At 71.3% G+C, this 21872-nt stretch carries 19 protein-coding genes and 3 pseudogenes; 18 read left to right on the top strand and 4 right to left on the bottom strand.

Annotated features, from left to right (window positions below; all coding sequences use genetic code 11):
* The first annotated feature begins 30 nt into the window (after positions 1–30).
* From MTP03_RS10770 to MTP03_RS10705, 14 genes and pseudogenes are all read left to right on the top strand, one after another.
* Positions 31–345, top strand: a complete 315-nt coding sequence (locus MTP03_RS10770) for a helix-turn-helix domain-containing protein (RefSeq protein ID WP_248491896.1) — start codon at positions 31–33, stop codon at positions 343–345.
* A gap of 44 nt (positions 346–389) precedes the next feature.
* Positions 390–650 carry a helix-turn-helix transcriptional regulator gene (locus MTP03_RS10765; RefSeq protein WP_248491895.1) on the top strand — a complete coding sequence of 87 codons (261 nt, stop codon included), beginning with the start codon at positions 390–392 and terminating at the stop codon, positions 648–650.
* Between the two features lie 9 nt (positions 651–659).
* A complete protein-coding gene (locus tag MTP03_RS10760) occupies positions 660–983 on the top strand; it encodes a HipA N-terminal domain-containing protein (protein WP_248491894.1) in 324 nt (107 codons plus the stop codon).
* A gap of 34 nt (positions 984–1017) precedes the next feature.
* Positions 1018–1830 carry a HipA domain-containing protein gene (locus tag MTP03_RS10755; protein WP_248491893.1) on the top strand — a complete coding sequence of 271 codons (813 nt, stop codon included), beginning with the start codon at positions 1018–1020 and terminating at the stop codon, positions 1828–1830.
* Between the two features lie 153 nt (positions 1831–1983).
* On the top strand, positions 1984–3396 hold the full coding sequence (locus tag MTP03_RS10750; protein WP_248491892.1) for a DUF3375 domain-containing protein: 1413 nt from the start codon (positions 1984–1986) through the stop codon (positions 3394–3396).
* 91 nt (positions 3397–3487) lie between these two features.
* Positions 3488–4267, top strand: a complete 780-nt coding sequence (locus tag MTP03_RS10745; protein ID WP_248491891.1) for a DUF4194 domain-containing protein — start codon at positions 3488–3490, stop codon at positions 4265–4267.
* Positions 4264–5913 (top strand): ATP-binding protein, encoded by a 1650-nt coding sequence (locus MTP03_RS10740; RefSeq protein WP_248491890.1) that lies wholly within the window; start codon positions 4264–4266, stop codon positions 5911–5913. Before MTP03_RS10745 ends, MTP03_RS10740 begins: the two co-directional genes overlap by 4 nt.
* An 89-nt stretch (positions 5914–6002) precedes the next feature.
* Positions 6003–7625 carry an SbcC/MukB-like Walker B domain-containing protein gene (locus MTP03_RS10735; protein WP_248491889.1) on the top strand — a complete coding sequence of 541 codons (1623 nt, stop codon included), beginning with the start codon at positions 6003–6005 and terminating at the stop codon, positions 7623–7625.
* 12 nt (positions 7626–7637) lie between these two features.
* The gene (locus MTP03_RS10730; RefSeq protein ID WP_248491888.1) at positions 7638–8318 is read left to right on the top strand and encodes a PIG-L deacetylase family protein; all 681 of its coding nucleotides are present in this window, start codon (positions 7638–7640) and stop codon (positions 8316–8318) included.
* Between the two features lie 160 nt (positions 8319–8478).
* Positions 8479–9093, top strand: a complete 615-nt coding sequence (locus tag MTP03_RS10725) for a TetR/AcrR family transcriptional regulator (RefSeq protein WP_248491887.1) — start codon at positions 8479–8481, stop codon at positions 9091–9093.
* A gap of 20 nt (positions 9094–9113) precedes the next feature.
* Positions 9114–11303, top strand: a complete 2190-nt coding sequence (locus MTP03_RS10720; protein ID WP_248491886.1) for a glycosyltransferase — start codon at positions 9114–9116, stop codon at positions 11301–11303.
* The gene (locus MTP03_RS10715) at positions 11300–11668 is read left to right on the top strand and encodes a prealbumin-like fold domain-containing protein (protein WP_248491885.1); all 369 of its coding nucleotides are present in this window, start codon (positions 11300–11302) and stop codon (positions 11666–11668) included. The genes MTP03_RS10720 and MTP03_RS10715 overlap by 4 nt, the downstream gene beginning before the upstream one ends.
* Positions 11668–12258 carry a class F sortase gene (locus MTP03_RS10710; protein ID WP_248491884.1) on the top strand — a complete coding sequence of 197 codons (591 nt, stop codon included), beginning with the start codon at positions 11668–11670 and terminating at the stop codon, positions 12256–12258. Before MTP03_RS10715 ends, MTP03_RS10710 begins: the two co-directional genes overlap by 1 nt.
* Positions 12259–12284: 26 nt before the next feature.
* Positions 12285–13078: pseudogene (locus MTP03_RS10705) on the top strand (SDR family NAD(P)-dependent oxidoreductase).
* Between the two features lie 3 nt (positions 13079–13081).
* On the opposite strand, the gene MTP03_RS10700 reads toward MTP03_RS10705, so the two are convergent.
* The 3 genes and pseudogenes from MTP03_RS10700 to trpB form a co-directional block, all read right to left on the bottom strand.
* Entirely contained in the window at positions 13082–14710 is a 1629-nt protein-coding gene (locus MTP03_RS10700) for an ABC-F family ATP-binding cassette domain-containing protein (protein ID WP_248491883.1), read from the bottom strand.
* A 245-nt stretch (positions 14711–14955) separates the two neighbouring features.
* A pseudogene (trpA, locus tag MTP03_RS10695) lies at positions 14956–15733 on the bottom strand (tryptophan synthase subunit alpha).
* A pseudogene (gene trpB, locus MTP03_RS10690) lies at positions 15730–17051 on the bottom strand (tryptophan synthase subunit beta). The pseudogenes trpA and trpB overlap by 4 nt, the downstream one beginning before the upstream one ends.
* A gap of 136 nt (positions 17052–17187) precedes the next feature.
* On the opposite strand from trpB, the gene MTP03_RS10685 reads away from it, so the two are divergent.
* Both MTP03_RS10685 and MTP03_RS10680 read left to right on the top strand, forming a co-directional pair.
* Positions 17188–17973 (top strand): hypothetical protein, encoded by a 786-nt coding sequence (locus MTP03_RS10685; protein WP_248491882.1) that lies wholly within the window; start codon positions 17188–17190, stop codon positions 17971–17973.
* Between the two features lie 75 nt (positions 17974–18048).
* Positions 18049–18741 carry a hypothetical protein gene (locus MTP03_RS10680; protein ID WP_248491881.1) on the top strand — a complete coding sequence of 231 codons (693 nt, stop codon included), beginning with the start codon at positions 18049–18051 and terminating at the stop codon, positions 18739–18741.
* On the opposite strand, the gene MTP03_RS10675 is transcribed toward MTP03_RS10680, so the two are convergent.
* Positions 18674–19381: a GntR family transcriptional regulator gene (locus MTP03_RS10675; RefSeq protein WP_248492124.1), complete on the bottom strand. Its 708-nt coding sequence runs from the start codon at positions 19379–19381 to the stop codon at positions 18674–18676. The two genes, MTP03_RS10680 and MTP03_RS10675, sit on opposite strands and share 68 nt — an antisense overlap.
* A 160-nt stretch (positions 19382–19541) precedes the next feature.
* Between MTP03_RS10675 and MTP03_RS10670 the strand changes: the two genes are divergently transcribed.
* Both MTP03_RS10670 and MTP03_RS10665 read left to right on the top strand, forming a co-directional pair.
* The gene (locus MTP03_RS10670) at positions 19542–20978 is read left to right on the top strand and encodes a sugar porter family MFS transporter (RefSeq protein ID WP_248491880.1); all 1437 of its coding nucleotides are present in this window, start codon (positions 19542–19544) and stop codon (positions 20976–20978) included.
* On the top strand, positions 20975–21871 hold the full coding sequence (locus MTP03_RS10665) for an N-acetylglucosamine kinase (RefSeq protein WP_248491879.1): 897 nt from the start codon (positions 20975–20977) through the stop codon (positions 21869–21871). Before MTP03_RS10670 ends, MTP03_RS10665 begins: the two co-directional genes overlap by 4 nt.
* Position 21872 lies beyond the last annotated feature (1 nt).

Raw genomic sequence — 21872 nt, 5'->3', positions numbered from 1 at the left:
GATCTCGATCGGACATTTCCCCATGTATACATGGTGGCTCCGACAGGTTCGGGCCCAGACCCTTGTCAGGTGCCCGAGTCCGAAGTCGAAGCCGCACTCGCTCAGCGGCTCGGCGTCGAGATAGGTCGCCTACGCGTCGATCGAGGGTTCAGTCAGGAAGCCCTTGCCGCAGAGGTCGGCATCAGCACGAACCACCTCCAACTCCTGGAGAGCGGCCTATCGGATCGCCGCAAGGGAACACCCGCGAATCCGCGATTCACCACCCTCGTCGCACTGAGCAGGGCGCTCGAGGTCGATCTATCCGACCTCATCCGCCGCATCGCCGAGCAGGTCGACGACCACTGAAGGAATTGTTCCCGTACGGGAACATCGTCGGTACGGTGGGAGCTGTGGAACGCTTTCTCAACACACCGGACGCCGTCGCCGCGGCAGTCCGCGACGGCAGGACGGCGCAGGGCCTCGCGCAGGCGGAACTGGCCCGTCGTGCCGGCGTCGGGCGACGCTTCGTCGTCGACCTGGAGGCCGGGCATCCCCGTGCCGAGCTCGGCAAGGTGCTCGCAGTGCTCTCTGCCCTCGGGATCCACGCCACCGCACTTCCCGCACCCCGGTCGAGGCGGCGTCCATGCACGATGTGGACCTTCAAGCCGTGATCGCCCGCCATGCGTGAACTGTTCGCCTTCTTCGGACGCGAGCTCGTCGGCACGTTCCGCGACGCCGACGGCGTGGTGTCCTTCGATTACGTCGACGACTACGCCGGCCCACCGTTGTCGCTGTCGTTGCCGCTCGGCGAACGACCGCCGGCGGCGGACGTGCACGCCTACCTCGACAACCTGCTGCCCGATCACCAACAGCTCCGCGCCCGCTGGGCCCGCGAGCGAGGTCTGTCCTCCGCGGATTGGTGCTCGCCAACGGAGTCCCGCCACCGTCATCCAGTCTACGGACGACGATATCGCCGCCCGGATCGCCAGCCTGGCGATCGATGACACGAGCTGGACCGATCCTCGCGTGCGCCCACGCATGTCCCTGGCCGGAGCGCAGGGAAAGTTCACTCTGGCCCGCGTCGGTGACCGCTGGTTCTGGCCCACGTACGAGGTCCCGTCGACGCACATTCTGAAGCCTCCGCCCGCACGGAAGTTCCGCGGCCTCGATGCGCTCGCGCATGCGGGTCTCGAGCTTGCACGGCGGGTCGGAGTCCCGGCCACCCGCTCGTCGGTCGACGACTTCCTCGGACAGTCGGTGTTCATCGCGGAGCGTTGGGACCGATCCGGCGGGACGCGGCTCCATGCTGAAGACATGAACCAGGCGCTCGGACGTCCCACCGCGGACAAATACACCGTGCCCGCCGGCGACATCGCACGCTTGCTCGACCGTCACGGCCAGGCGTACTCCTTCATCGACCAGCTCGCGTTCAACACGGCGCTCGGGAACTGCGACGCGCACGCCAAGAACTACTCCGTCCTCCTCGCCGGCGATCGCGTCGCCGTGGCTCCGATCTACGACACCGTGACCACTTTCCTGTGGCCCCACCTCGGCACTCGCTTCGCGATGTCCGTGGGCCGCGCGAGCCACACCGCCGAGCTGACGGAGAAGAACTGGCGGAGGCTCGCCGTCAGCGCGGCTCTCGACGCAGATGCGGTGTGCGATCACGCGTTCACGGCGATGGCGGCCGTGCACGCGGCCTACGGAGACCTCGTCAGCCCGCTGCTCGACGGCGATCCTGCCCGCACACAACTGCTCGACGATCAGCTGAGCGCACTCGCGCGCGCCCTTCCGCCGCACTGCAACAGCGCCCCGACGCCACCTGGCCCGAGTGACGGCCTCCCACCCTGAGCACCGTGTCCAGTGCTTACCCGCGACCACCAGTGTCCGGTTTGTCACTGGCGGTCACGATTTCATAGCCGCTGGATCGACATGACGGTCCAGCGCGCCCGCGCCGCCGCCCCCGATACACTGGACCGTCGCATACGCAAGGGGAGGTACAGGATGGCGCAGTCGGCCGCGCAGCTGTACGCCGCGTTCACGGACAACGCGGACAACGATGTCGCGCTCCGCCTCCTCCGCTCCCCCAACGCCGTCGCCTACCTGGCGCTTATGGCCGCCCGGCTGGGTACGGGCCCCGTCGACGCGGAGGAGCTGGGGGACGCGCTCACCGTCGACCTGCAGTCCCTCGCGCACCACTTCACCGAACGCGCGCGTCCGGTCCCCGCCGGCCCGGACGTGCTGGACCAGTGGGTCAAGCACGGCTTCGTCTCCCGGACCCTGGACGAGACGGACCGCGAGGTCGTCCAACTCACCCGCGGCGCCACCACCGCGCTCGGGCAAGTGCAGGCCGTCTCGCTCGACCGCAACGTCGCCACCGAGACGGCCCTCGAACTCATCACCGCCCGCCTGTCCGCGGTCGCCGTCACCGTCAGCGACGATCCCGACGATCACCTGCGCGCCCTCGACGACCAGATCGCCGAGCTCACCCGCCGCCGCGAGGCCCTGCGCGCAGGCCTCATCCCCGAGTACGACCGCGACAAGGTGGTCGACGACCTCAAGATCGTCAGCTCGCTCGCCGAACGCATGCCCGCCGACATCCTCGGCTACGGCGAAAAGCTGCGCGAGCACACCCGCGCGCTCCTCACCCACGGCCTGGACGCCTCCGACTCCGGCGAGGCGGAGGCCTACGCCAGAACCCTCCAGCGCCTCTTCGACGGCCACGATGAGCTCGCGAACACCCCCGAGGGCAAGGCCTTCGACGCCTTCTACACCCTGCTCTCCGACCACCGCCTGCGTCGCCAGCTCGAAACCTCGGTGGCGCAGGTGGTCGGCGAAGTCCACCTCCCGGACGACCTCAGGGACTCCCTCACCGGTTTCCTCGACCGCATGTGGATGCAGGTCCAGCGCGTCGACGAGATCCGCGGCCAGGTCTATCGCCGCATCAACACGTTCGTCAAGGACGGCGACTTCCTGCAGTACCAGTCGCTCCGCGCCCGCATCACCGAGGCGCAGCGCGCGGCCGTCGACGCCTTCGACACCGCGTCCGCCGGGCGCGACACGGGCCTCGCCGTCCCCATGTCGGCCGTCGACACCAGCTCCGTCGGCGCCCTGCGCTTCCACGACGGCGTCGTCACGCTCCCGCCCGAAGTGCGCGAGACCTCCGGCGAGTTCACCATCGACCCGGCCCGGCTCGTCGGCCGGGAGGCCATCGACTGGGACGTGCTCACGTCCGCGATCAACACGCAGGTCGGCACGTCCGACGGTGCTTCCCTCACGCAGGTACTCCAGGCGATCGACGCGCCCCGCGCCGGCGACGTGGTGGGCGTGTGGTCGCTCGGCGCGCGGTACGGCACCGTCGACGAGGACCGCCTGGTGACGGTCGTCGCCCACACGGCCCGCGGCCCCGGGAGATGACGGTGCCGCACGTCGAGTTCGCCGCCGCGCTCCCGCCCCTGACCCCCGCCTCGGCCGCGCCCGAGCCCACGACCCTGTTCGAGGAGTGAGAGTGACCGACGAGACCGTGGACGACTCCCTGGACATCGCCGCCGGCGAGGGTCTGCCCGAGATCGACCTCGCCGACTTCAGCATCGCCGACGACGAGGCCGTGAAGTCGCTGCGCGGCGCCGACACGGCGCCCCGGTTCGACGGCGACACCTCACAATTGCCCAACTCGGTCTGCTACGCCCTGCAGGAACTCATCGCGGCGCCGCACGTCTCGTCGAGGTCCAAGAACTGGGCCGTGATCGAGGCCGAGGAGACGCTGCTCCGCAGCCGGCTCTCCGAGCTGAACCTGCTGCTGGAGATCAACCGCGAGACCAAGCACGCCTTCACCCGGCAGGTCAGCGAGAACGATCCGCGGCAGCGGAACCTGCTGCGCGCGCAGAGTCTTTCGCTCGCGGCCTCGGTGCTGGCCCTGTTCCTGCGCCTCAAGCACCTGTCCAGCCCGGACGAGACCGCGGTCGTGGAGCGGCAGGAGATGATCGACCACCTGCTGACCTTCCGCCCCGCGCGCGACACCGACGAGGCCGGGTTCGTCAAGAAGGCCGACGCCGCGATCAACCAGCTGGAGACGCGGCGCCTGATCCGCCGCGTCGGCACATCCGACCGGTACGCCGTGCACTCGGTGATCGCGTCGCTGCTCACCCCCGAGCAGGTGGACCTGTACACCGCCGCGTACCGCGACCTGGCCAGCACCGATCAGGATCTGGGCGAGTCCGCAGCGCCGGTCGATGACGGCGAGGACAGCACCGTCGAACCCGAGAACGAGACGCAGGAGCCCCAGTGACCCGCAAGCATCTCGGCCAGTACCGCCTCACCCGCCTGCAGGTGGTCAACTGGGGAACCTTCGACGGCTACAAGGACTTCCCCATCGACGATCGGGGCGTGATCCTCACCGGCCCTTCCGGTTCCGGCAAGTCGTCGCTGATGGACGCGCACTCGGTGGTGCTGCTGCCCACTTACGACCAGTCGTTCAACGCCTCGGCGGACATGAGCGCGAAGGGCGCCAAGCGCGCCGCGCGGTCCATGGCCGACTACGTGCGCGGCGCGTGGTCGGTCAATGACGACGAGCACCAGCAGTCCAAAGTCCAGTACCTGCGCGGGGATTCGGCCACCTGGTCCGCCGTCGCCGCGACCTACGACAACGGCGCGGGCAACGTGACCACCGCCGTCGCCGTGAAGTGGTTCCCGGGCAGCGGGACCGACGGTGCCTCGCTCAAGTCGTGGTTCCAGCTGCACACCGGCGCGTTCGACCTGCTGGATCTGCAGGACTGGGCCGCAGCGGGCTTCGACACCCGCGGCTGGCGCTCGCGGCACAGCGGCGTGGAGTTCTTCGACACCCAGGCCGCGTACCAGGACGCGCTGCGTCGCCGCGTGGGCATCGGCACCTCGAGCGCCGCGCTGGCGCTGCTGGGCAAGGCCAAGGCGATGAAGAACGTCGGCGATCTCGACGCGTTCATCCGCACCTATATGCTGGACCGCCCGCAGACCTACGCGCGCGCGGAACGCCTGGTGGAGAACTTCACCCAGCTCGACGAGGCGTACCGGGCCGCGGCCCGCGCCGAGGCGCAGGAGAAGGTGCTCCGGCCCATGCCGGAGGCCTACGAGAAGTACCGCTCCGCCACCGTCGGGACCACGCGCGCGGCCGACCTGCTCGGCGCGCCCGTGCGCTCGTACCTGCGCGGGCACAAGCTGCGGTTGCTGCAGGAGCAGATGGACCGGATCGAGGGCGAGCGCGCCGCGACGGACGCGCAGATCGCGCGCTGGGAGGACCGGGCCGAGGAGCGCAAGATGCGCTACAACGACCTGCTGCACCGGCTCCGGCAGGAGCAGGGCGAGGTCGGCGTGCTCGAGGCGGAGCTCGGCTCGCGGGAGCTGCAGGTCCAGGCCCGGCAGCGCGCGTACGAGCGCTTCGCCGCGGCCGTGGAGAAGCTGGGCGAGCGCGCGCCGGAGTCGGCGGAGGAGTTCGCGGCGCTGCGCGAACAGGTCCCGGGCATTCGCGACCGCGCGACGGAGGCGGCCGAAGCCCTTGCGGGGCGGGTGCATTCGGCGTACACCGACGAGTCGGATGCGCGCCGCGCCGTCGAATCCATCGACGACGAGCTGTCCGTGCTCGACCGCCGCGCCTCGCTGCTGCCGCCCGCGCTGCTCGACCAGCGCGACGCGATCGCCCGCGCGACCGGCGTTCCCGCCGAAGACCTTCCGTACGCCGCGGAGCTGATCGACGTGCGGCCCGCGGAGCAGGCGACGTGGGCCGGCGCCGCCGAACGCGTCCTGCGGCCGCTGGCGACGACACTGCTCGTGCCCGCCGAACACCAGCGGGCGGTCGCGGACCACGTCAACGCCACGCGCGTACAGGGTGTGCTCACCTACCAGGTGGTCGACGGTGCCGCCGGCCCCGTCCGGAGCCGGGGTCGCTGGCCGAGAAGCTGACCGTCGACACCTCGTCGGAGGCCGGACGGTGGCTGGCCGGCGCGGTCGCGCGGGCCGCGCGGCACACCTGTGTTGACTCCCCCGCGGAGTTGGAGCGCCACGAGCAGGCCGTCACCGCCGAGGGTCTGGTGAAGAATGCGGGCGGACGGTTCCGCAAGGACGACCGCCGCTCCGTCGCCGACCGCTCGCAGTGGGTGTTGGGCACCAACACCGGCAGCAAGCGCGAAGCGCTGCAGCGCCGCCGCGACGAGCTGGCCGCCGTGCACGCCAAGGCCGCCGAGGCGTCGGCGTCGCTGCGCGACGACCTCGCCGAGCACAAGGCCGTTGCCGACAGCGCCGCGGGCGTGTTGGGCTACACGTCGTGGGCCGAGCTGGACCACTGGGCGGCAAAGGCGGAGGCGGAGGAGCTGGCCGACCGGATCTCCGACGCCCGCTCCGGCAACGCCGACCTCGGCGAGCTGGAGCTGCAGGCCGACAACGCCTACGGCGAGCTGGCCGAGGCGCAGACCCGCATCGGCGCGCTGACGGAGACCTTGAACCGCGCCGGCACCGAGTTCGACGATCTCCTCGCCGAGTTCGAGAAGATCGACGCCGAGAGCGCGCCGAAGCTGTCGGAACCGGACGAGGACTTCCTCGCCACGGCGTTGTGGCACCTGCTCACCGCCGACGAGGCGAAACCGCGCCGGCTCACGCTCGACACCTTCGGCGAGGTCCGCGCTGACCTCCGCGCCGAGCTGGAGCGCCAGCAGGCCGCGGCGACGGCGGAACGGGACGCCGCCGAGGCCCGGATCGTCCGCACCGCCGAGCAGTTCCTGCGCGAGTGGCCGGAGGCGTCCACGGAACTGTCCGCGGACGTGCAGTCGGCCCCGGACTTCGTCGCCGTGCACGAGAACCTCGTCGCGCACGGGCTCGCCGCCGCGACCGAGAAGTTCCGCCGCCTCATCACCACCGACGTCAGCCACTCGGTGTCGAACCTGTTCAAGGAGGTCGACGACACCCATCGGGCCATCACCCGCGGCATCGCCGACGTCAACGCCGGCCTGCGCCGCGTGGAGTTCAACGAGGGCACCTACCTGCAGATCGCGTACGCCGCCCGGCCGACGCCGGAGGCGCAGGAGTTCGCCAAGCTGGTCGACGAGATGGTCCGCGACGCCCCCGCCGCGAAGCGGGCCGAACCGGCGGCGATGGCCGCGCAGTTCAAGCGGATCCGCGGCCTGGTGCTGCGGCTGACGGGCGACGATCCGGAGTCGCGCCGGTGGACCGAGAACGTCCTGGACGTGCGCACCGGCTACTCGTTCTACGGCAGGGAGAACGCCGTCGGCGCCGACCCGGACGCCCCCGCCGTGGTCACCTATCGCAACACCGCCACCAACTCGGGCGGCGAGCAGGAGAAGCTGGTCGCCTTCTGCCTCGCGGCGGCGCTCAGCTTCGCGCTCGGGTCGCACGGCATCGACGGATCGAACGAGCCGGCCTTCGCGCCGCTCATGCTCGACGAGGCCTTCAGCAAGTCCGACGAGCGCTTCTCCGCGCAGTCGCTGCGGGCGTTCGAGCAATTCGGCTTCCAGCTGATCATCGCCGCGCCGATCCGCATGGTCGGCATCGTGGAGCCGTTCATCGGGCAGGTCATCCTGGTCGACAAACAATCCGGTCCCGACGGTGCCCGCTCGGACGCCCGGTACGCCACGTTCGGCGAACTCACGACCACCCGCTGATATACAGGAGGCATGGCCACCGTCGTCGCGCTCAACGCGCACCCCGACGACGAGACCCTCATCATGGGCGGCACGCTGGCGAAACTCGCCGCCGCCGGGCATCACGTCGTCCTCGTCGTGGCCACCGACGGGATGATGCACGGCGACGACGAGCCGAACCCGGACCAGCGCCTGGACGAATTGCGCACCGCCGCAGCCGCGCTGGGGGCCGCGGACGCCCGCTGGCTGGGCTACGCCGACAGCGGCATGGGCGCCGAGCTGTACCCCGATCCGCCCGGCCGCGTCCGCCTGGCGCGGGCGGGCGTCGACGAGGCCGCGCAGCGGGTGGCCGCGATCCTGCGGGAGGAGCGCGCCGACCTCCTGGTGGGGTACGACGCCGCGGGTGGTTACCTGCACCGCGACCACCTGGCGGTCCACGCGATCGCCCGTCGGGCGGCGGCGCTCGCAGGCGTCCGCCTGGTGGAGGCGACGCTGCCGCGCGAGGCCCCGTGCGCGTGGTTCGCGCCCTGGGCCGACTGCGCCTCTGCTCGCCGTCGGCCGTGGCCGCCTCACGCTCCTGGTACACGCCGGCGCGGCAGATCACGCACCGGATCGACGTCCGGGACCAGATCCCGGCGAAGAAGCAAGCCCTCGCGGCGCACCGCACCGAACTCGCGAAGAAGAATCTCCTCGCGCGTGCACTGCGGGTGCTGATCCGCACTCCCACCCGCGTTCTCCGCCCCCTGGTGGGGACCGAGTACTTCGTCGACCCGTCGGCCACCGGCCGGTCCGACCACCTGTTCTGACCTGGCCGTTCCTCATTCGGCGGTGACTCCCGTTACCACCTATAGATCAACTGATCTATATTTAGATCATGCGATCTACGGAGACGTTCACCGAACAGGCCAGGCGTGAGCAGATCGTGGGCTGCGCCATCGAGACGATCGCCGAACTCGGCTACCCGCAGGCCTCGGTCCGCAAGATCGCCGACCGCGCCGGCGTCGCCATGAGCGTGGTGCTCTACCACTTCGGCGACAAGAACAGCCTCATCGAGGCCGTGTTCTCCGAGTGCTACCGCACGCTGATCGCGACCATGCTGCCCGCCGTCCAGGCGGCACCGTCGGCCTCCGCGAAGCTCGAGGCGCACATCCGGGCCCACCTCGGGTACCTGCGCACCCACCGGGCGCACCAGATCGCGATCACGGAGATCGGCACTGGGTTCCGCGGCAAGAACGGAGAGCGGGCCTGGGACCTGGCGGTCGATCCCGCGCACGCCGCGGCGCGGGCGGAGGTCGAACTCGACGTCATCCTGCGCGCCGGGATCGACGGCGGCGAGTTCCGCCCGGTCAACCCCGCGTCGCTTGCGTCCGCGATCCGCGGGGCGATCGGCGCCGCGATCCTCGGCGGCCTCGCCGACCCCGGCTTCGACCTCGACGGCTACGCCGACGACCTGGTCGACGCGTTCCTCCGCGCCGTCCAAGCGCCCTGACACCACCGGAAGTCAGCCACATGTCCCACGTCCTCATCGCCACGTACGGTTCCCGCGGCGACACCATGCCGCTCGCCGGCGTCGGCCTGCGCCTCCAGCAGGCCGGGCACACCGTCACCATCACCACCAACCACGAGCTCGACGCGGAGACCGCCGCCCTGGGCCTCGATGCGCGGCCCGTCGTCATCGACCTGGGAGAGGGCAGCGGGGAACCCTCACTCGCGGACGCCCTGGCGCTGGTCAAGCCCGCCGGCATCGAGCACCTCAGCCGCAACCTGCTCGATGCCGTCGACGACGTGCCCGCCGACATCGTCCTCGTCCACCCGTTCGCCGAGCCCGCCATGTACGCGTTCGCGGAGGCGCGCGGCATCCCGGCCATCGCCACGCGCCTGCAGCCGATCTCCGCCACCCGCGACCACCCGCCCAGCCTGATGGGCGCGTGGTCGGCCGGTGGGGCGATCAACCGCGGCACCGGCCGGCTCGCCGAGCGCACCGTCGACGCGCTGTACGGCGGCGTCGTCGCGGGCCTGCGCCGCGATCTGGGGCTGCCGAAGCGCTCCGCGCGCCGGCTCCGCGCGGACCGCTCGGCCGCGAACTCGCCCATCCTGCACGGCTATTCGCCAGCCGTCCTCCCTCGTCCGCGGGACTGGCGCCCCGGCATGGACGTCGTCGGGTACTGGTGGTCCCCCGTCCCCTCGAGGTGGGAGGCGCCGCCGGACCTCGAGGCGTTCCTGTCCGACGGTCCGCCGCCGGTCGTGATCGGCCTGGGCTCGCTCATGGTCTCCGCGCAGGAACGCGACCGCCTCTCGTCGGTGATCGACGAGGCGCTCGCCCGGGCCGGCGTGCGCGGCATCGTCCAGTCCGGCGGCGCGGGCCTGCGCGTCCCCGACCGCGACCGAGTCCTGAACATCGGCGCGGTCCCCTACGAGCACCTCCTGCCCCGCGCCGCGGCGCTCGTCCACTCGTGCGGGGCGGGCACGTCCGGGGCCGCCCTCCGCTCGGGCGTCCCGACGGTGCCCCTTCCCTCGCCCGGCGGCGACCAACTGTTCTGGGCGCGCCGCCTGCATGCGCTGGGCGCGGCCACCCCCGCTGCCGCGGACGAAGGTCACGGTTTCCACGCTGACGATGGCGATACAGGACGCCCTGTCCGACCCGTCGTATGGCGCCGCCGCGGCGGCCCTGAGCAGCGCGATCGTCGCCGAGGACGGTGCCGGGAAGGTGGCCGACGCGGTGCGCCGGGCCATAACGATCGAGTAACACGGCTAACGAACCGCGTTCCGCCGCGCGATCTCCCCCACGTAGGCCCTCGGGCCCCGACACGAGGAGGACGCATGCGAAACGCGACCCGCACCAACCGGATCCGTCGCGCGCTGGTGATACCGGCCGCGCTCGTTCCGATGCTCGGGCTGCTGCCCGCCGTGGCGTCGGCCGAGCCGACGAACCCCGCGCCGGCACCGTCGGCGCCCGCGACGACGACCACGACCACCCCGAAGCCGGCCACCCCGACCACGAAGCCGCCGGTGACGCTGCCGACGGAGACGAGCCCGACGAAGCCGACGACCACGCCGTCGCCCACGGTCACGTTGCCCACCGCACCCCACCGCCCGCCGACGACGGTCACGCCGCCGCCCCGTCCGGACCGGCTCACCACGGCCTCGGTCCAGATCATCGACGCCAAGACGCAGGGCGTCGGCGTGCCCGGTGCCACGGTCCGCGTCCAGGGATGCACCGGAGGCCCCGCGGCGACGTTGAGCCACGGCGGTGCGGCCACGGTGACGGGGACCTGTGTTCGCGCCACCATGGAGCGCATCCCCACCAACTGGCACCTGTCCGGGTCGTCCGTGCAGGTCAAGAACGCGAGCGACGGACGCGTCTTCTTCATCTTCTCCCTTGAGCGCGGCGGGATCGTGCCGCCGCCGACCACCACGCCGCCGCCGAACAAGAACGTCCGCTTCACGCTGTCCGCGCGCGATCAGGACGGGCGCGGCGTCGCGTCGGAGTACGCGGTCGCCGAGTGCGACACCTGGCGGCCGCTCGGCGGCGCCAGGACCGACAGCGCCGGGAACGGGGCGGGGTCTTCCCGCGCGACTGCGTCAGCGTCGTCCCGGTCGCGTGGCCGTCGTCGTGCGTGCTGCTCGGCCCCAACGCGTACTCGCGCGTCGAGGGCAACGGGACCAACCGGCTCGCCTTCCGGTTCCGCTGCGGCGTGACGATCCCGCCCGGCGAGGTCGAGACCGAGGGCACGCTGGTCAAGACCGACCGGATCACCGGCGCCCCGCTCGCGGGCGCGTCGTTCGTCATCTCGCGCTGCGGGTCCGACGAGGCGGTCCGCGCGGTCACCACGGGCGCGAACGGCGTGGCGGCGTTCGCCCTCCCGTCGGGCTGCTACAAGGCGACCGAGACGGCGGCGCCCGCCGGGTACCTCCGCGACACGGCGGCGGTCGCCTTCGAGGTCAAGCTCACGCCCCGGTTCGAGGTCCGCGTGACGAACTCGAAGATCGACGCGGGGCCGGTGGTGCGGAATCCAGATGTACGCGTGCCGATCGCGTCGGTCCCGTCCGGGCGGACGTTCTGATGCGGCGCGCAGCAGGCCTCGCCGTTGCCGCGGCGGCGCTCATCGCCCTCACGGGGTGCGGCAGCGTCGACGGGACGGCGGTGGCACCGTCATCGAACCCGAGCGCCCAGTCCGACCTGCGCCCGCCCGTGAGCGCGACGGCCACCGAGTCCAGCGCACCGGCCACGGTCACCGTCGGCGGCACGGACGCTCCGGTCGACGCGGTCGCGACCGACGCGCAGGGCGCGCTGTACCCGCCCACCGACGTCGCGCGCGTCGGGTGGTGGGTCGACTCCGCGCTCCCCGGCTCCGGCGCGGGCTCGATCGTGATCACCGGCCACGTCGACGACGCGCGGCAGGGCGACGGCTTCGCCAAACGCTTTTCGGCGCTCGCGCAGGGCGATCGGGTCACGCTGCGGGGCAAGGACGGTGCCACCGTCTCCTACCGCGTGACACGGACCGCCTCGGTCACCAAGGGGGCACTGCCGACCGACGACCTCAACCGGCTCGACGGCCCCGAGACGCTGATCCTGGTGACCTGCGGCGGCAGGTTCATCGGGCCGCCGCTGGGCTACGAGAACAACGACCTCGTGTACGCCGAGCGCGCCTGATCGACAGGACCGCTAGGGTCGTGAGTATGCGCATCGACCTCAGCGGGCGAACCGCTCTCGTGACCGGATCCACCCAGGGCATCGGCCTCGCCATCGCCGTCGGACTCGCTCGGGCGGGGCCCGGGTCGGGATCAACGGCCGCTCGGCGGAGCGGGTCGACGGTGCCATCGCCGCAGTCCGGGAGCAGGTGCCGGGCGCGGAGTTCGTGCCGGTCGTCGCGGACGTCACCGTCGAAGTCGAGGCCGAGCACGCGGTATCCGACCTCGGCGCGGTCGACGTCCTGGTCAACAACCTCGGCGTCTTCGGCGCCGAGGACCCGCTCGAGGTCTCCGACGACGAGTGGCGGCGCTACTTCGACGTGAATGTGCTCGCCGCGGTGCGCCTGACCCGGCTGCTGCTGCCCGGAATGATGGACCGCGGTTTCGGCCGGGTCCTCAACATCGCGAGCGACTCGGCGGTCGTGATCCCGGCCGAGATGATCCACTACGGCGTGTCCAAGACCGCGCTGCTCGGTGTGTCCCGCGGCTTCGCGAAGGCGGCCGCCGGTACCGGCGTCACCGTGAACTCCGTGATCGCCGGCCCGACGCACACGGGCGGCGTGGAGGACTTCGTCTACCAGCTCGTCGACGAGAAGCTTCCGTGGGACGAGGCGCAGCGCGAATTCATGCGGCTGCACCGTCCGCAGTCGCTGATCCAGCGCCTCATCGAACCCGAGGAGATCGCCAACATGGTCGTCTACCTCAGCTCGCCGCTCGCCTCGGCCACCACCGGCGGCGCCGTGCGGGTCGACGGCGGTTACGTGGACTCGATCCTCCCCTGAGTCTCAGGCCAGCTCGATGAGCTCCTGGTACTCCTCGTTCCAGTGGTCCTCGGTGCCGTCGGGCAGCAGGATGACCCGCTCGGGATTGAGCGCCTCCGCGGCGCCCGGATCGTGCGTCACCAGGACGACGGCGCCCTCGTAGGACCGCAGTGCCTCGAGCACCTGCTCGCGACTGACGGGGTCGAGGTTGTTCGTGGGCTCGTCGAGCAGCAGCACGTTCGCCGCCGACGACACGAGGCCGGCGAGCGCGAGGCGAGTCTTCTCACCGCCGGACAGGGTGCCCGCGGGCTGCTCCAGCTGCGGGCCGGTGAACATGAACGCGCCGAGCAGGCCGCGCAGGTCCTGCTCCCCCGCGTCGGGCGAGGCGTGCCGGATGTTGTCCCACACCGAGGCCTCGTCGTCGAGGGTGTCGTGCTCCTGCGCGAAGTAGCCGATCTTCAGGCCGCGGCCGGGTTCAAGTCCGCCCGTGTCCGGCGTCTCGACGCCCGCCAGCAGCTTGAGCAGCGTCGTCTTGCCCGCGCCGTTGAGGCCGAGCACCACGACGCGGGAGCCCTTGTCAATGGCGAAGTCGACGCCTGTGAAGATCTCCAGCGAGCCGTAGGTCTTGGTGAGGTTCTTGACCATCAGCGGCGTCTTACTGCACGCCGCGGGCGCGGGGAACTTGATCCGCGCCGTCTTGTCCTCGACGCGCACGTCGTCGAGCTCGCTCATCATCCGCTCGGCGCGGCGCAGCATGTTCTGCGCGGCCACGGCCTTGGTCGCCTTGGCGCCCATCTTGGCGGCCTGCACCCGCAGCGCACCCGCCTTCTTCTCGGCGTTGGCACGCTCGCGGCGGCGGCGCTGCTCGTCGGTGGCGCGGGCGTCGACGTACTTCTTCCAGCCCATGTTGTAAACGTCGGCCTCGCCGCGCACCGCGTCGAGGAACCAGACACGGTTCACCACGTCGGCGAGCAGGTCCACGTCGTGGCTGATCACGATGAGGCCGCCGTCGTGGTTCAGCAGGAACGTGCGGAGCCAGCCGATGGAGTCGGCGTCGAGGTGGTTGGTGGGCTCGTCGAGCAGCAGGGTCGTGTCGGACTTGCCGCCGGAACCGTCGGAGGCGGCGAACAGGATGCGGGCCAGCTCGACACGGCGGCGCTGGCCGCCCGAGAGCGTGCGCAGCGGCTGCTCGAGCACCCGGTCGGGCAGGGCGAGGCTGTTACAGATCCGCGCGGCCTCGGACTCGGCCGCGTAGCCGCCGAGGGACGAGAAGCGCTCCTCGAGGTTGCCGTACTTGCGCACCGCCGTATCGAGCTCGTCGCCGACCAGCTCCGCCATCCGGACCTGCTGCTTCGCCATCTGCGCCACGATCTGGTCGAGCCCTCTGGCGGAGAGCACGCGGTCCTTCGCGAGCACGTCGAGATCACCCTCGCGGGGGTCCTGTGGGAGGTAACCGACGTCGCCGCTCGAGATGATCCGGCCGGCGTAGGGTTCGCCCTCGCCCGCCAGAATGCGCATCGTCGTCGTCTTCCCGGCGCCGTTCCGGCCGACGAGCTCGATCCGGTCGCCCGCCTGCACGCGCAGATGGTCGCCCGGTGCGGTCAGCAGAGTGCGGACGCCGGCGCGCACTTCGAGGTCGGTCGCGGTGATCACAACGGTCCAGCTTACCGGTGCGACGGTCCGCTTCTCACCTCCGTTTCCGCCGTGGTGACAGTCGTCACCACACCGCCGGGTGCGGCACCCGCCGCGCCTCCGGAAACAGCACCCCGATTCTCGGAAACGCCGGCGCGGCGCCACGCGGCGCGGTCGGAGAGTGCGTCGAGCAGCGCTCGCATGCGGCTCATCCCGCGCCCGGCGTGAGGTCCCGGATCACCACCGCGACCGCGGAGGAGCGCGGATCAGGATCCACGGACACCGGCGGCGAGCTCCGCGGTCAGCGAACGGACGGCGTCGAGCGATTCCCCGGCGGCACTGACCAGGGCGGATCCGACGATCACGGCGTCGGCGTAGGCGGCGATCTCGGCGGCCTGCTCGGGAGCGCACCCCCAGGCCGACCCCGACGGGGATGTCGGACACCTCGCGCACGCGCTTCACGAGCGCGGGCGCGACGTTGTCGACCACGTCGCGCGCCCCGGTCACGCCCATCGTCGACGCCGCGTAGAGGAACCCCGACGACGCCTCCGCCGTCATCGCGAGACGCTCCGGGGTGGACGACGGTGCCGCGAGGAAGATCTTGTCCAGGCCATGACGATCGGCGGCCTCGATCCAGTCACCTGCCTCGTCCGGGATCAGATTCGGCGTGATCAGACCCTTGCCTCCCGCGGCGGCCAGATCCCGCGCGAACGCCTCGACTCCGTACTTGAGCACGGGGTTCCAGTACGCCATCACGACCGGGGCGCCGCCTGCCGAGGCGACGGCCTCCGCGTACGCGAAGACGTCGCGCACCCGGATGCCTCCGCGCAGCGCATCGTCCGCGGCCCGCTGGATGACGGGGCCGTCCATCACGGGATCGCTGTACGCGACCCCGATCTCGACGATGTCCGCGCCCGCCTCGACCATTGCAACGACGGTATCGATCCCGCCCTGCTTCGACGGATACCCGCACGGGAGGTAGGTCACCAGGGCCGCGCGGTCCTCCGCCCGGCACTGCTCGAAGACCGGTGCCAATGCGCTCACTTGTTCTCCCCCTCGGCGTTGCGGAACTCGGTGTTCAGCTCGGCGCCGACGATCTTCTGGCCCGTCACGGCGCCCTGGTCGTCGAGCAGTCCGAACCACTTGCCGGCGGTGTCCACATCCTTGTCGCCCCGGCCGGACAGGTTCACCACCACCACGGCGTCGGGGCCCAGCTCCGCCCCACCTTGAGTGCCCCCGCCACCGCGTGCGCCGACTCGATCGCGGGGATGATGCCCTCGGTGCGGCACAGCAGCGCGAAGGCGTCCATCGCCTCGACGTCGGTGATCGGGATGTACTCGGCCCGGCCGGACTCCTTGAGCCGCGCGTGCTCCGGTCCGACGCCCGGGTAGTCCAGCCCCGCCGAGATCGAGTGCGACTCGATCGTCTGCCCGTCCTCGTCCTGCAGCAGGTACGAGTAGGCGCCCTGGAACGCGCCGGGTGAGCCGCCGGTGAAGGTCGCGGCGTGCCGGCCGGTCTCGACCCCGTCGCCCGCGGCCTCGCACCCGACCAGGCGCACACCGTCGTCCCCGATGAACGGGTGGAAGATGCCGATCGCGTTGGAACCGCCGCCCACGCACGCGACCACGGCGTCGGGCAGGCGTCCGGCCTGGTCGAGCACCTGCGCACGCGCCTCCATCCCCACGATCCGCTGCAGGTCGCGGACCATGAGCGGGAACGGGTGCGGACCGGCGGCGGTGCCGAAGCAGTAGTAGGTGGTGTCGGCGTTGCTGACCCAGTCGCGCAGCGCCTCGTTGATCGCGTCCTTGAGCGACGCCGAGCCCGACGCCACCGCGATCACCTCGGCGCCCAGCAGCCGCATGCGGGCCACGTTGAGCGCCTGCCGGTCGGTGTCCACCTTGCCCATGAAGATCACGCACTCGATGCCGAGCAGCGCGCAGGCCGTGGCGGTCGCGACGCCGTGCTGGCCGGCCCCGGTCTCCGCGATCACGCGCGGCTTGCCCATGCGCTTGGCCAACAGCACCTGGCCCAGCACGTTGTTGATCTTGTGGCTGCCGGTGTGGTTGAGGTCCTCGCGCTTGAGGTAGACCTTCGCCCCACCGGCGTGCTCGTTCAGTCGCACGCACGGATACAGCGGGGACGGGCGCCCGGTGTACTGCCGCTGCAGCCGGTCGAGTTCATCGAGGAACTCACGGTCGCTGCGGACCTTCTCGAACTCGGCCGTGACCTCCTCGATGACGGCCATCAGCGCCTCCGGCACGTGCCGTCCGCCCCAGGGACCCCAATGGCCGGTCCCGTCCGGCTCGAAGGCCGATCGTTCGGACAGTCCGGTACTGGCGTTAGGCAGGCTCACACCGGCAATTATCCCCACACCGTCAAAGCGGATTCACGGCGCCGTCCGCACCGATGCGAAACCGCCCTCCCCGACGGCCGCATCGGCCACGCCCCGCCCCACCCAGCGGCGCCGCGCGCCTGAGCCCGGCTGCGATGATGAGCCCGTGCCCGACTGGACGTACCACCCCGTCGCCCCACTCGCCTCTCGCGTGCTGGGCAGGCGGCGAACCCGCCTCTGGGCACTCCGGTTCCTCGCGGTCCTCGTCAGCGGATTCGGCGGAAGCCGCTGGATCCCGGTCGTGTTCGACCATCCGGCGGTGCCGCCGCAGTGGCGCGGCCGATTCGGTGCGACCGTCCCGCTCGCCGTCGCCCGCGACGCGATCGCCGTGCTCCCGGTGCAGGGCGCCACTGTGATCGAGGTCTGCCCCGTCGCACTGGGCGACCTGGGAGCCCTGGCCTCGGCCACGGCCGCCCGACGGTGCGCCGTCGTCGCCCGGGTGCCGGCCGACGCGCCGCCGGAGCTGCTGACGGGCGTTGCCCCGCTCGTCGACCGGGTGATCGTGGGGACCGATCCCGGCGTGCGGTACCTCGTCCAGCAGGACGTCGCGGCGGCGGTGACGGCGCTCGCGGAGCCGGGCACCGTCGTGCTCGCGCGGCCGAGCGTGCTGCTCGACGCGGGGCCCGCGTGGTTCAACCGGGTGATCGAGGCGGCCACCCGACGACGCCCGCGCAGCGGATCGCCGAGGTGCCGCCGAATCCGCTCCGCTGGCCGGGCTGGGCCTGGGCCTGCTCGCGGCCGCGATCCTGATCGTGGCGGGCCTCGGCGCGGCGGCGATCGCCCTCGGGCCGGTCCTGCTGGGGTACGACCGGGACTACCTCGGCGTCGGCATCGACGCACTGCGCGAACCGAGCCCGAGCCTGGTCGAGTTCCTGCAGCACGACCGGATTAGCATGGCCGGCAACATGATCGGACTCGGAATCCTGTACGCCGGGATCTGCCACGGCGCCCTTCGCCGCGGGCGGGCATGGGCCAAGAAGGCGCTCGACTCTCGGCGTTCGTCGCACTGGGCACCCTGTTCTACTTCGTCGCCACCGGCTTCGTGGAGCCGCTGCACACCGCGGTCGTGGTGGTCCTGGGACCGATGATCGCCGCGACTCTGGCCCTGCCCACCCCGCCGCCGTCCTGGCAGTCCGTTCCCGACGGTGCCGAACGCGAACGCCGCGCCGCCCTCTGGGCCCAGCTCATCCTCATCGCGGCGGGCGTGGGACTGACCGTGGCCGGATGCACCATCTCCGTCGTCGGCCTGACCGACGTGTTCGTCCACACCGACCTGCACTACCTGGGCACGACCGCCGACGCCCTCCGCGATGCGAATCCGCGTCTCGTGCCGTTCATCGCGCACGATCGCGCCGGCTTCGGAGGAGCCCTGATCGGCTCCGGGATCGCCGTGACCACGGTGGCGATGTGGGGATTCAGGCGCGGCGAGGCCTGGGCGTGGTGGACGCTCCTCGGCGGCTTCGTCGCCGGAACCGCGCCCGCGATCGCGATCCACCTCGGCATCGGCTACACGACGTTCCTCCACCTGGCCCCGGTCTACCTCCTCGTAGCGGCCACCGTGCTGGCCTTCGCGCTGTGCCGCCCGTACCTCGTCAACGCGCGACCGAAGGCCGCTCCCCGGTCGCCGGCTGGTTCGCGGTCGCGCGGGCCACGAACTTGAACCGGTCACCGCGGTAGACGCTGCGCGTCCACTCCAGCGCGGCCCCCGCACCGTCGCGCCCCAGGCGGTGCACCATCAGCAGCGGGTGGCCGGTCGTGACGCCGAGCAGTTCGGCCTCGTTGGGCGAGGCGAGCGCCGTCTCCACCGTGTCCTCCACGGAGACGATCTCCCGCGAGTAGTGCACGCGCAGCGCCTCGTACAGCGACGCATGCTCGTCGAGCCGCGCGGCCAGCCCACGCAGCGGCCCTCGCAGGTGCGCCACTTCGATCGCGAGCGGCTCATCGTCGACGATGCGCAGCCGGGTGACGCGGTACACGCGAGCACCCCGGGTCAGTTCCAGCGCCGCCTGGGTATCGGCGTCGGCCGGGACGTGGTCGCAGGAGAGCACGCGCGAGGCGACCGTCCTCCCGTCGACCCCGAAGTCCTCGCTCAGGGACGTCAGTTGGCGCACCCGGACGACCTTGGGCGGCGCGACGTACGTGCCGCTGCCATGCTCACGACGCAGCACTCCCTCGGCGGACAACTCCGCCAGTGCCTTACGCAGCGTGGTGCGCGAGACGCCCAATTGGTCGGCGAGCCGGCGCTCGGCCGGCAGCGTATCGCCGTGCCCCAGCTCCTCGATCCGACGCTGGACCTCGATCTTCGCCCGGAAGTAGCGCGGGGTTCGGCGCGGCGCGCACCCGGAAGCGTCATATCCACCATGTGTTCCACATTACTCCTTGACGGTGCAAGTGGTCTATGCCACTCTTGTATCCACTCGATTGGTATAGACCAATCAGTGCCTGACCATAGGAGAGAACATGAGCAGTACGCAGGCTGCCGAGTCGAAAGCGGGCCTCGGTGTGCTCGTCGGTGTCGCCGCCGCGAGCCTCGGCGTCATCTACGGGTACGACACGTCCAACATCGCTGCGGCGAAGGACTTCATCCGGGACGACTTCGGCCTGGGCGACGGGATGACCCAGGCGCTGGCCACCGTCGTCGTGGTGGGCGAGATCCTCGGCGCCATCGTCGGCGGGTGGTTCGCCAACAAGGTCGGCCGCCGCAAGGCCATGATCTCGGTGGGGCTGGGCTACACGCTCTTCGCGCTGTTCGGCGCCCTCGCGCCGTCGGTCCCGCTCCTGCTGGTGGCGCGGTTCCTGCTCGGGCTCACCGTCGGCGTCTCGGTGGTCGTCGTCCCCGTGTTCGTCGCCGAGTCGGCACCGGCGAAACGGCGAGGCGCGATGCTGGTGGCCTACCAGTTCGCCACCATCGTCGGCATCATCCTCGGGTACGTCCTCGGCTACATGCTCGCGGGCCTGGGCACGACGTCCTGGAAGTGGATGCTCGGCGTCGCCGCGGTGCCCGCGATCATCGTCACCCTGCTGCTGCTCCGCCTGCCCGACACGGCCCGCTGGTACATGACCCGCGGTCGCGAGGGTGAGGCCCGCGCCGCCCTCGCCGCCGTCGAGCCCGATGCGAGCCCCGCCGAGATCGACTCCGAAATCGCCGAGATGCGTGCCCAACTCTCCGACGAGGCCGGCGGCAAGCTCGGCCAGCTGTTCCGCCAGCCCTACCTGCGCGCCACCTTCTTCGTGGTGGTGCTCGGCTTCTTCATCCAGATCACCGGCATCAACGCGATCATCTACTACAGCCCGGACATCTTCGCCTCGATGGGCTACGAGGGCAACTTCGGCAAGTACATGCTCCCGGCGTTCGTCCAGCTCTTCGGCCTACTCGCCGTGATCATCTCGATCTTCACCGTGGACAAGTTCGGCCGCCGCCCCATCCTGCTCGGCGGCATCGGCACCATGGTCCTCGCGTTCGCGGTGATGATCACGGCGTACCAGATGGCGGACGGCGACTTCAAGAGTCACGAGACCGCCGGAGTCGTCGGCTTCGCCGGCCTGGTGCTCGTCGTGATCGGCTTCTCGTTCGGCTTCGGCTCGCTGGTCTGGGTGTACGCCGGCGAGGCCTTCCCGGCCCGGCTCCGCGCGTACGGCTCGTCCGCGATGCTGACCTCCGACCTCGTCGCGAACGCCATCGTCGCGCAGCTCACACTCACGATGCTCAACAGCAGCCTGCTGGGCGGCACCGGCACGTTCGCGGTGTTCGGCGGCCTCACGGTGCTGGCCTTCCTCTTCGTGCTCAAGTTCGCGCCCGAGACCAAGGGCCGCAAGCTGGAGGACATCCAGCACTACTGGCAGAACAACGGCACCTGGCCGGTCGAGACCGGGAAGACGGGAGCGGTGTCGCAGTGAGCACGGCGGTGATCGGCCTCGACATCGGGGGCTCCAAGACGCAGGCGGTCCGCGCGGAGAACGGCGTGGTCGTGGCCGAGGCCCTCGCAGGCAGCGCGAACATCGCGTCCGTCGGCCAGGCAGAGGCCGGTCGCCAACTGGACATCGCGCTCGGCCGGCTCGGGATCGAGGACGTGGGCGCGGTGTGCGCGGGCGCGGCGGGCGTGGAGACGCCGGCGGGCGCGGCCACGCTGACCCGGTTGCTGGCCGACCGGATCCCCGGCGCCCGCATCCGCGTGGTGCACGACAGCCAGCTGATCCTGGCCGCCGCCGGCGTGCGCGACGGCATCGCCGTCATCTCCGGCACCGGGGCCGTGGCCTGGGGCCGCGCGGGCGAGAAACACGCCCGCGCCGGCGGCTGGGGTTACCTACTCGGCGACGAGGGCAGCGGTTACTGGGTGGCGAAGGAGGCGGTGCGCCGCACCCTCATCCGCCTGGACCGCGAGGAGCCCTCCGATCACCTCGGGCAGCAGCTCGCCGCGGACTGCGGCCTGCAGGCCACCGACGAACTGCTCGACCACTTCTACACCCAGCCGGAACGGCGGTACTGGGCCGGTCGGGCCCGGGTCGTGTTCGAACTGGCGCAGTCGGGCGACCCGGTGAGCACCGACATCGTCGATCAGGCGGCCATCGCGCTGACCGAGATCGCGAAGTCGGTGGCCGAACGGATCGAATCCACGGGCCCCGTCGTCCTGGCGGGCGGTCTCGCGGTGCATCAGCCCGCACTGCAGCGGCGCGTCCGGCACCACCTCGGTATGCGGGGTATCTCGGACCTGCGGGTGCTCACCGTGGACCCGGTGCGCGGCGCCATCCAGATAGCGCTCCGCGAACTGGAGCGGAAGACCGCGAAGTAGA

It is taken from the genome of Tsukamurella sp. PLM1, assembly GCF_023168325.1.
Classification (GTDB): Bacteria; Actinomycetota; Actinomycetes; order Mycobacteriales; family Mycobacteriaceae; genus Tsukamurella.
The sequence above is the reverse complement of the archived record's forward strand: the minus strand, read 5'-3'. Positions and strand labels throughout refer to the sequence as shown.

What these genes read in the sequence shown, in the direction of transcription:
- MTP03_RS10770 (WP_248491896.1), top strand. Translation starts at nt 31, where the DNA reads ATGGTGGCTCCGACAGGTTCGGGCCCAGACCCTTGTCAGGTGCCCGAG.
- MTP03_RS10760 (WP_248491894.1), top strand. Translation starts at nt 660, where the DNA reads ATGCGTGAACTGTTCGCCTTCTTCGGACGCGAGCTCGTCGGCACGTTC.
- MTP03_RS10755 (WP_248491893.1), top strand. Translation starts at nt 1,018, where the DNA reads ATGTCCCTGGCCGGAGCGCAGGGAAAGTTCACTCTGGCCCGCGTCGGT.
- MTP03_RS10750 (WP_248491892.1), top strand. Translation starts at nt 1,984, where the DNA reads ATGGCGCAGTCGGCCGCGCAGCTGTACGCCGCGTTCACGGACAACGCG.
- MTP03_RS10730 (WP_248491888.1), top strand. Translation starts at nt 7,638, where the DNA reads ATGGCCACCGTCGTCGCGCTCAACGCGCACCCCGACGACGAGACCCTC.
- MTP03_RS10725 (WP_248491887.1), top strand. Translation starts at nt 8,479, where the DNA reads ATGCGATCTACGGAGACGTTCACCGAACAGGCCAGGCGTGAGCAGATC.
- MTP03_RS10720 (WP_248491886.1), top strand. Translation starts at nt 9,114, where the DNA reads ATGTCCCACGTCCTCATCGCCACGTACGGTTCCCGCGGCGACACCATG.
- MTP03_RS10710 (WP_248491884.1), top strand. Translation starts at nt 11,668, where the DNA reads ATGCGGCGCGCAGCAGGCCTCGCCGTTGCCGCGGCGGCGCTCATCGCC.
- MTP03_RS10680 (WP_248491881.1), top strand. Translation starts at nt 18,049, where the DNA reads ATGGGCCAAGAAGGCGCTCGACTCTCGGCGTTCGTCGCACTGGGCACC.
- MTP03_RS10670 (WP_248491880.1), top strand. Translation starts at nt 19,542, where the DNA reads ATGAGCAGTACGCAGGCTGCCGAGTCGAAAGCGGGCCTCGGTGTGCTC.